General features: G+C 63.6%; 6 protein-coding genes and 1 pseudogene. 3 read left to right on the forward strand and 4 right to left on the reverse strand.

The window, feature by feature from the left end; genetic code table 11:
* Positions 1 to 26: 26 nt before the first annotated feature.
* Positions 27 to 515 (reverse strand): winged helix-turn-helix domain-containing protein, encoded by a 489-nt coding sequence (locus ACZ7NC_RS43460; RefSeq protein WP_471497533.1) that lies wholly within the window; start codon positions 513 to 515, stop codon positions 27 to 29.
* A gap of 819 nt (positions 516 to 1,334) precedes the next feature.
* Between ACZ7NC_RS43460 and ACZ7NC_RS43465 the strand changes: the two genes are divergently transcribed.
* The 3 genes and pseudogenes from ACZ7NC_RS43465 to ACZ7NC_RS43475 all read left to right on the forward strand — a co-directional run bounded on the left by ACZ7NC_RS43465 (position 1,335) and on the right by ACZ7NC_RS43475 (position 5,517).
* Positions 1,335 to 3,638 (forward strand): hypothetical protein, encoded by a 2,304-nt coding sequence (locus tag ACZ7NC_RS43465; protein WP_471497534.1) that lies wholly within the window; start codon positions 1,335 to 1,337, stop codon positions 3,636 to 3,638.
* Positions 3,639 to 4,469: 831 nt separating this feature from the next.
* Positions 4,470 to 4,814 (forward strand): annotated as a pseudogene (locus ACZ7NC_RS43470) (transposase family protein); the annotation flags it as partial.
* A 184-nt stretch (positions 4,815 to 4,998) separates the two neighbouring features.
* Positions 4,999 to 5,517, forward strand: coding sequence for a gamma carbonic anhydrase family protein (locus ACZ7NC_RS43475; protein ID WP_471497536.1), 519 nt, complete (start codon positions 4,999 to 5,001; stop codon positions 5,515 to 5,517).
* Positions 5,518 to 5,589: 72 nt separating this feature from the next.
* Here ACZ7NC_RS43475 and ACZ7NC_RS43480 read toward each other — a convergent pair whose 3' ends face one another.
* The 3 genes from ACZ7NC_RS43480 to ACZ7NC_RS43490 all read right to left on the reverse strand — a co-directional run bounded on the left by ACZ7NC_RS43480 (position 5,590) and on the right by ACZ7NC_RS43490 (position 7,540).
* Positions 5,590 to 6,066, reverse strand: coding sequence for a MaoC family dehydratase (locus tag ACZ7NC_RS43480; protein ID WP_471497538.1), 477 nt, complete (start codon positions 6,064 to 6,066; stop codon positions 5,590 to 5,592).
* On the reverse strand, positions 6,053 to 7,162 hold the full coding sequence (locus ACZ7NC_RS43485; protein WP_471497539.1) for a type III polyketide synthase: 1,110 nt from the start codon (positions 7,160 to 7,162) through the stop codon (positions 6,053 to 6,055). Before ACZ7NC_RS43485 ends, ACZ7NC_RS43480 begins: the two co-directional genes overlap by 14 nt.
* Positions 7,163 to 7,330: 168 nt before the next feature.
* Positions 7,331 to 7,540: a hypothetical protein gene (locus tag ACZ7NC_RS43490; RefSeq protein WP_471497541.1), complete on the reverse strand. Its 210-nt coding sequence runs from the start codon at positions 7,538 to 7,540 to the stop codon at positions 7,331 to 7,333.
* Between the last annotated feature and the right edge of the window lie 923 nt (positions 7,541 to 8,463).

Here is an 8,463-nt window from a genome sequence, read left to right on the forward strand (position 1 = left end):
CTCGAAAACGATCCAGCGCCCCTCACTCACGGCCTGCCCGGATGGGACACCGCCGGCCACGTCTGTGTGCGCCATGCGGCGATCGCCTCCTCGTCGCGCTGGAGGGCCTGCGTCTTCGGGACCTGCCACGACCAGCCCAAACGGTCCATCAGGTACCACACGCCCGGCACCGTGAACCGCACCCCGAACTTCTCCTCGATCACGCGCGCGATGCGCGCGAGCGTCCAGCCCTGGCCCTCCCAGCCATGCACCGACGCCCCGAGCCGCAGCTCGCCCAGCAACTCCTGCTCCTGCTGCGGCGTCAGATACGAGCGGGAACCGTTCGGACGCGCCACCAGCGCCTCACGACCGCCCTCCCGCCACGCCGCATGCCACTGCCCGACCGCCTGCCGGGACACCCCCAGCAACCGGGCCACCTGCACCTGCCGCACCCCCTGTTCGAACAGGCCGGCAGCCTGCATCCGCCGCGCCTCCCGCTCAGCCGGCCCCCAACGCGCCGCATTCGAAGTCCCCATACCGCCCCTATGCCCGCCCTGACAGATCGTCAAGAGCGGCCTTAAAGATCAGTACTCGCTGTGGTGTGACTTCCATCATGCAGTCGAGTGATTGAGATAAGTCCGCCTTTTACTTCCGTGTCGTTCCCTGGCTGCGTTGTTGTCACACGCGTGACGAAAATCGAACAAATTTCAATCTGTTTTTGTTCTGCCCTTGACGTGAGCGGCGTCACATTGCTCGCGCGTAACGGAGTGCGCAGCCGAATGGGGTGGCATGCTCGGATCTGATGTGGTTTCTTGTTGACGGATTGTCTTGTAGGGGAATCCGGCCCACAGGCAGGCCGTCCTTACGAACCGAATTAAAACAGGTCATCCATGTGAAGAACGGTGATTGCCATAAGGGAAAGGAGTGTGTGCATCGGGAAGTGCGCATGTTCTGAGCAGTCGGATCCCAGCGGCACATACGTAACAAGCGAGCCACGGGTTCGCCGGGGAGGGGAGAGGAAGAGCATGGGAAGTCATTCGATGGGTCGGAGCGATGGCCGCCACCGGAGGAAGGTTCTGGCATGGGGGCTTCAGGGAAGTTCTGGCCGGCTGGCAGTGACAGCAACCGCGGTTGGTCTGGCCGTGGCTGTGGGAGGCGCTCTGGGTGCGGGGCAGGCCCTGGCGGACGGCGGGGACACGCCGGCTTCGTCAAACCAGGGGCTGCCGACGCCAAGGTTTGAACCAACCCGGCACATAGATCTTAAGACCCTTATGGATAACCCAAATTTCCCCTCAGATTTAAAGGGGATAATAGAGAGTCATAATATAACGGATTCTAAGGTTCTCGAGAGGGTGATGGGTCAGTACTTGGCAGAATCTATGGCAAGATCTTATGCCGATGGAAAGACAAAAAAACAGCTTCCTGGCATGTGGGCTGTTTTTGTGGATGGTCGCGGTAATTACTATATCGCCAAGTCCGGCGAGGATAATAGCGGCGGACACCTGGTGAAGACGGACGCTTACGGGGAGGGGCAGCCAGGGAAGGCCGTAACGAACGGAAAGTGTGCAGAGGCGGGATGTTTGAAGGATTTTTTTGAAGACATTCAACAAAGGCTGAAAAATGGAGAGCCTGTGCCTAAGCTACGACTTGTAGGTATTGCTGCGGGGAAAGATGGCGCAAACAGTGATGTGAAACTTGCTGACTATGTTGAGCCCTGCAAGTCTTGCGCACCAGCTCTGAAAAAGCTCAAGAGTCAAGGTTACATTGAAGATGACATTAAAAAGCTGCCGCCCGAGCTCGAGGGGGTATTTAAAGCGGGTCGGACGGAAAGTGCACTCAAGTATTCTTGGCCGACGCGGCAACAGCAGGCCTGGCTTAACGCCCTCGAAAAGAACGGCGTGGACAGGGCTGACCCCGAAGCTGTGCGAGCCTTCATGAAGAAGAACAAATTGGAGTTCGGGGATGGGAGGGAACCATATCAGGGAGATTTCGACTCCTCGAAAATGAAGAATTTCCTGGTGAAGCAAGGCGTGCTTGACAAGATGGGCAATATCCTGCCCGTGTCTTCGGGCCACTCAAATGTGAGCTCAGATGGTTCTACCGGGCATTACCAGGAGACGCCGGCGCCACCTTGCGGTCAGCGGTCGTTGCCGTTGGCGGCTTGTGTGGGGGGTGTTGGTGTTGCGGGGGAGCAGGGTGGTGGCAAGAGGGTGCAGAATCGCGGGGGTGGCGGTTCTGGGAGTGTTGAGAAGCAGGGCGGGGTGAGTGAGCGAGCTCCGCTGCCCCAGGAAGGCCAGTCGGCGAAGGTTCCGCAGGGTGGGGTTGAGCAGCGTCCGGGGTCGGGTTGGCAGTCTGAGTTGCCGCCGAAGGAGCAGTCGTCGGGTCGGCAGTCCTCGGGTGGTGGACGTGGCCTGAGTGGGTCCGGGGGGCCGGTGATTCCTCCTGCGGTTGCGCCGCCGGCTCCTTCGTCTTCGGGGCAGGGCACGCGGTTGAGCCAGAGGGGAATGCCGATGACGCCGCCCGTGCCGGTGACCCCTCCGACGATCCCGGGGCTATCGCCTCGGATTTCGGCGCTGCGGCCGGGCTTCCTGGAGAGGTTCTCCGACGGCGAGGAGCTCGTGGCGCAGCTGGTTCAGCCATGGATCGACAGGATTTATGCCGATAACCACCAGGGTCTGAGCGAGACGCAGTTGGCGTCCTACTTCTTCCATGACCTGTACTACGGCTGGCCGGAGCAGGCCAGAACCACGTGGCGAAACGCCTGGTCCGCACTGCCGGAGAAGGAGAAGACCGGAGATAATGCGCAACGTATCCGAGAGATGATCATCAAAAAAATTACAGACCAGACGAACAAGGCAGCAGGCAAATATAACTTTGGGCTAGGCCCCCGGGATCTCGAAAATATCATCGGGCCCGCGAAGGAAGCGCTCAAGGAAGAGGAGAACAAGAACCTCGAGGAGAGGTACGGGGCTCCGCCCCAGCACATTCGGTTTGATCCGAAGACGCAGGAACTCGTGACGTCAGAGGACCAGCAACTGCAGCCGCTGCAGAGCGGCTCTTCCGGCCATGTGAGGAAGCCGAGGTCGGTTCCCTCCGGGAGTGACGGCAACCAGTCCGGTAGCGGTGGTTCCCAGGGCGGCAGCGCCGAGGCCGTTCCTGAGCAGCCGTTCAATCCGCAGGAGAAGTCGGCAGCCCAGCGGCTGGCGGCGCGTGAGGGCGGGCAGGTGCCGGTGGATGCATCGGGTGCCGGTCTTGCGACGGGTGGCGGGAGCGCTGCTGCCCTCTTGCTTGCCACGGGTGGGAAGCCGGATACGTCCACGGTCCCGGGAGACTCGGGCGGCGGGAAGCCGTCCGCCGACGGTGGGACGTCGTTGCTGGTCAGGCAGGTGCCGGCGGGCAAGAGCGCGGTAGGGGGGTGGCGCAGGAGCGGCAGCATTCGCTGGCGTTGGGTCAGGAGTCTGGTATGTCGTCGTCCACGCTGCTGGGGCAGTTGCCGCCGACGGGTCACGCGGCTGATGGATCTCGTGTGGTCCCTGACGGTGGCGCCACTGGTGTGCCGGTGTCTGGTTCATCCGTGGATGGTGCGGGTACCGCCGCTCCGGCCGCGGACAGTGCGGGCGGCATTCCAGCCAGCGCTGCTGCGGGGGGCACAGACATGAAGCCGCAGCAGGCGCGTACCGTGCGGGAGTCTCAGCAGCCGCAGCCGCAGCCGCTGCAGCCGGCGCACAGTTCTAAGTGGGACGCCACGCTGGACAGGGGACTCGAAGCCATTAGTGCGATTGTCGGAAACAATGGCCGTGGTCAGAACAACGGCGGTAATGGTGGCTTTGACGTCGTTGGTGGTGGAAATCAGTCGCAGTCGGGGCTGTTGAACGGGGCTGCGTCTGCGCCGGCTCCTGCGTCTGTGCCGACTTTGCTGGGCAGTGTGGCTGGGAGGGGCCAGGCTCCATTGCCTTCTCAGGACCGGATGCAGTCCCCACTGCAGGGGGTAGCCGGCCCGGGGGACGCAGAGGGTACCGGTGGCAGTGGTGGTTTGCGTATGAAGAGGGCGTCTGGGTTCGGGGAGGGTGCCGCCGTTGAGTCACAGGCGCCGCTGCAGCAGGTGCCGCCAGCTTTTGAGCAGTCCAACGCGATGTTCCAGCAAGGCCAGCCGGCTGTAGTGTCCAACTCGCAGGGGGGCCAGCAGCCCAATCCCACCATCCAGCAGGACACCTTCGTGACTCAGCAGAGCCAGCCGCAGCTGGGTCAGGTTCCGGCCCCTCCCGCGCCTCAGGTGTCCGCTCCGAATGCCAGTATGGGAGGCGGGGGTCAGCCGCAGGCTTACGGCCAGCAGCAGATGCAGGGTCAGTAGTACTAGATGATCTATTCCAAGGGTTCGGCTGTGCGCATGAGGCGAGGGAGCCCAATGTCGGTGTGTGAAAACAGACCTGGATTCCCTCGCGGCCGGACTCTCTTGTCGGCGACGGCTGAAAAGTGGACCAGCAGCGACGCTTGGGTTCTCACGAGCCACGCCCGGCCGAACCCATGACCTGACCGCGGCCCGCGCCCACGGCATCGTCCAGGCCTGCCTCACCCGGCAGATCCTGGTCCTGGCGGACCGCGCCTACCAGGGTGCCGACGCCACGGTGCGCACCCCGTACTACCACCACCGCGAACAACCCGCCCACTACCAGCAGTTCAACCGCGACCATGCCCGGCTCCGTGTCTCCGGCGAACGCTCCTTCGCCCAGCTGAAGTCCTGGCGGCTGCTACGGCGAGCACGGTGCTCCACCCGCCGCATCAGCCGCACGGTCCAAGCCATCCACACACTACTGACCTGCGACTATTCAGGATGAATGAGGTTGACTGATTGAGCTGAAGCCGGCCATCGCGGGCCACTCGTCGCACGGCCAGCCGACCTGCTATTTCCTGGCCTGGCGTCACCGAAGGTGTTGCTCACGGGCGGTTGTGTTCGTGCGGGAGGTGCGACAACCTCGAGGCAGCATTCCGATCGGCTCACAGCTGGATTAAAGGTGCCTCATGACGGTATACGCCCTGGGTTCAGAAATTCCGCGTATTCATCCGGATGCTTTCGTGCACCCGGATGCCGTGATCATCGGGCGTGTGCAGGTGGGGGCGCAGGCGAGCGTCTGGCCTTGTGCGGTGCTGCGTGGTGACTACGGCTCCATCGTGGTTGGGGAACGAACCTCGGTGCAGGACGGGGCCGTTCTGCACGCGGATCTGGACGCTCCGACGGTGATCGGGGCAGGCTGCGTGGTTGGGCACCTCGCACACCTGGAGGGATGCGCTGTTGGGGATGGGGTACTGGTCGGTGCCGCGGCGGTGGTTCTGAAGGGCGTCAGTGTCGGCGCCGGAGCACTCGTTGGGGCGGGTGCGTTGCTGACGCCGGGAATGGTGGTGCCGGAACGGGCCAGAGCGCTAGGGGTTCCGGCGCGGGTGGAGCCGGACTGTGTGCCGGTGAACGCGTTTGCGGATGGAGTGGCTCTCTATGTCCGCAACGCCGAACGCTATCGCCGGGAGCTGCGGCGGATCGGCTGAGTAGACGTGTGGCGGTCGTTGGCTTCGCCACACGGAGCGGTGGGGTACGGCCAGCCGGTGTGGCAGTGGCCTTCACCCGGAGCTGTGGCCGTCTTCCGCCATCGCTCTGGGCAGGACGAAGGTCCGTTCCATGCTCATGATCAGTGTGCCGTGCTGGCTGTGCCCGCGGGTCTGGAAGGTGACGAGGCCCCGATCAGGGCGGTCCGGCAGGTCTTCCTTGGACAGCACCTGGCTTTCGGCGTACAGGGTGTCGCCGTGCATGAGGGGCGCCATGTGGCGGACGTGCTCGAAGCCGCGGTGGGCGAGGGCTTTGCCGGAGACGTCCTGCTCCGACAGGCCAACGAGCAGCGACATGACGTACGAGCCGATGACGAGAGGCTGCTGATGGCGGGTGGCGGTGCGGGCCCAGTGTGCGTCGAGATGGATCGGGTGGCGCACCATGGTCAGCAGGCAGAACGCGTGATGGTCATACTCGGTGACGGTTTTGCCGGGCCAGTGTTTGAGCACCTCCCCGACTGTCAGCTCGTCGAAGGTCTTACCGAACGTCATGGAGCCGTCCCTCCTTTGCCTCTGGGGTAACTGCCGTAGTGGCGCCGGCGTTGGAGGTCCAGGTTCCGTAGGCGAGTTCCATGGTGATCCCGGGGCCGAACCCGGCCACCAGGGTCCGGTCGCCGGGCGCGGGGGAGGAGTCCGCGATCCGGGCCAGGACCGCGAACACCGAGGCGGCGGCGATGTTTCCGTGGTCCTCCAGGCTCTCTCGGCTCACACGGAGAGCGGCCGGGGCCACCCCACCGTGGGTGTGCAGGCTGTCCAGGATGCGCGGACCACCGGTATGTACGGCGTAGTGATCGAGGCGCGCCAGGTCCTGGCCTTGCCTGGCGATGAAGCCGGTGATCGCCGGCATGGCGCTTCTGATGACTGTCGCTACCTCCTTGTTCAGCCGGAAGTGGAAACCCGTGTCGCGGACCTCGTAGGAGATCCATGACTCGGTACGCGGGATGAGGTGCGAGGTGCGGTCGTGCAGCAGCAGCCCCTCACCCGTGTCGTCCCCGCGCAGCACTGCGGCCGCCAAGGCGTCTCCGAACAGCCCATTGGAGATCAGGCTGCCCACACCGGTGTCGGAAGGCTGATAGCACAGGGAGCAGAATTCGACAGCCACGACCAGCGCGTTGCGATGCGGCCGGGCCTCACAGAAGTCGGCGGCGTGGTTGAGAGCCGCGGCTCCTGCTGCGCAGCCGAGCTGAGCGATCGGCAGCTGTGTGGTTTCCGGACGCATCCCCATGCTGTTGATCAGCCATGCAGCCAGTGACGGCATCATGAATCCGGTGCAAGACACCAGTACGACGAGCCCGATATCCTCGGCTTGCAGTCCCGCGTGCTGCAGGGCCTGGTACACCACGGCCGGCACACGCTTCTTCGCCTGTTCTTCGAAGACCTGGCTGCGATGGGTGAAGCCGGTGTGCTGCAGGCACTCTTCGACGGGACGGATCAAATGCCGCTTCCGCACCCCTGTGTTCCGCACCATCCGCAGGATCTGTTCGAGTCGAGGGTGGTCCGCATAGAGACGACGCCCGAGCTCCTGCGTCTCCTCCTGTGTCACAACGAACTCCGGCAGTGCGACGACAGGCCTGCACACAACGGTCACCCGACACCTCCGAGTGTCTTCCGCAGAGTCGCACGACGCGGACAGCCTCTATGAGATGTCCGCGTCCAGACAGGGCCGTCCGCGCTTGACCGGCGCATGCGAGGTTCTTCAGGGATCTACGCGCTGATGGCAGCCGTCCACGACAGATTCCGGGAGTGCTGAGAGGAACTACAGCGACGTCAGCTCAAGGGTGAAGGTGCCCATGACGTTGGTGATCCCGTCACCGACGCAGTCCAGCGTGTTCACCGTCTCCGTCGTATTCACGACCACTGCGGAATCGCCCGCGAACAGGCCGGAGGTCACACTGCCTGTCCCCGTGGCGACAGTCTGCCCGCCCACGTTGTTCACCTGGAAGTTTACGAAGATCGCGCTCTCCATCCCGTTGGACCACGTGATGGTGAGCGTGGTGCTGGACGCCGAAGTCAAGGTGAGGCAGGAGAGCGTCAGGATCGGTGACGCCGTGTTCGTACCTGTCGTGACCGTCGGATCGGAAGACTCGCACGGACCCAAAGAGCGCGTGATGTGCAGCTGTGTTGGCCTGGCCTCAAGGGTCAGCCCGGGACTGTAGGTGACGGTCTGGGAGCCGGCTGCACACGTCACATCTGCCGTACCGGCATGGGCCGTACCTGCGGAAGCACCGACAAGTGACGTGGCTGCGAGTAGCGTGGCTGCGAGGGTCGAGGCAGCCTCCCGTCGGGACGCTAAAGTGATCAAGATAGTCTCCCAGGATCGTGGCCGCTGACTACGACCGAGACGGTAAGGACAACTGAAGGCGCCGGCACCATCCCCGCACCCCTCTCCCCACACGCGGCGCCCACCGGCAGACGCGTACTACCTGAGACAATCTGATGTGAAGCCCCGGGAAAAGGGCAACCCACCTCCAAATCCGTGAACGCGTTGAATGCCTGCGTCTTTGTGAACGAGAGTGCGACGCAACGGCACCGAGGCGGATCCAGTTCATCCAATAGCCCCACAGGGGGCGTTGTCACGTCGAGCTGGGCCCTGACAGGGGCGAGCCGGGCCGTCAAAGCCGCTCGCATGGTTGGGCGTGGTGGGCGACCAGCACCCAGATAACTCCCATTTCGGGCAGGTTGGTTGGGGCGTTCAGGTGCTCAGTCGGCAGAGTGACCTAGGGTCCGTCTTCAAAGATCACCGAGTGGTGGATCATGGCGGGGTGATACGGCGTCATGAACTCACTGACCAGGTGTGGCAGTTACTCGCTCCACTGATACCGCGGGCCGCGACAGGCCGGCCGCGTGTGGAAGACCGGCAGGTCATCAACGGGATGGTCTACAAGATCC

The organism is Streptomyces sp. NPDC111802 (genome assembly GCF_055634335.1).

Coding starts and splice junctions, on each gene's coding strand:
- ACZ7NC_RS43460 (WP_471497533.1), bottom strand. CDS start 515: ATGGGGACTTCGAATGCGGCGCGTTGGGGGCCGGCTGAGCGGGAGGCG.
- ACZ7NC_RS43465 (WP_471497534.1), top strand. CDS start 1,335: ATGGGTCAGTACTTGGCAGAATCTATGGCAAGATCTTATGCCGATGGA.
- ACZ7NC_RS43475 (WP_471497536.1), top strand. CDS start 4,999: ATGACGGTATACGCCCTGGGTTCAGAAATTCCGCGTATTCATCCGGAT.
- ACZ7NC_RS43480 (WP_471497538.1), bottom strand. CDS start 6,066: ATGACGTTCGGTAAGACCTTCGACGAGCTGACAGTCGGGGAGGTGCTC.
- ACZ7NC_RS43490 (WP_471497541.1), bottom strand. CDS start 7,540: ATGGAGAGCGCGATCTTCGTAAACTTCCAGGTGAACAACGTGGGCGGG.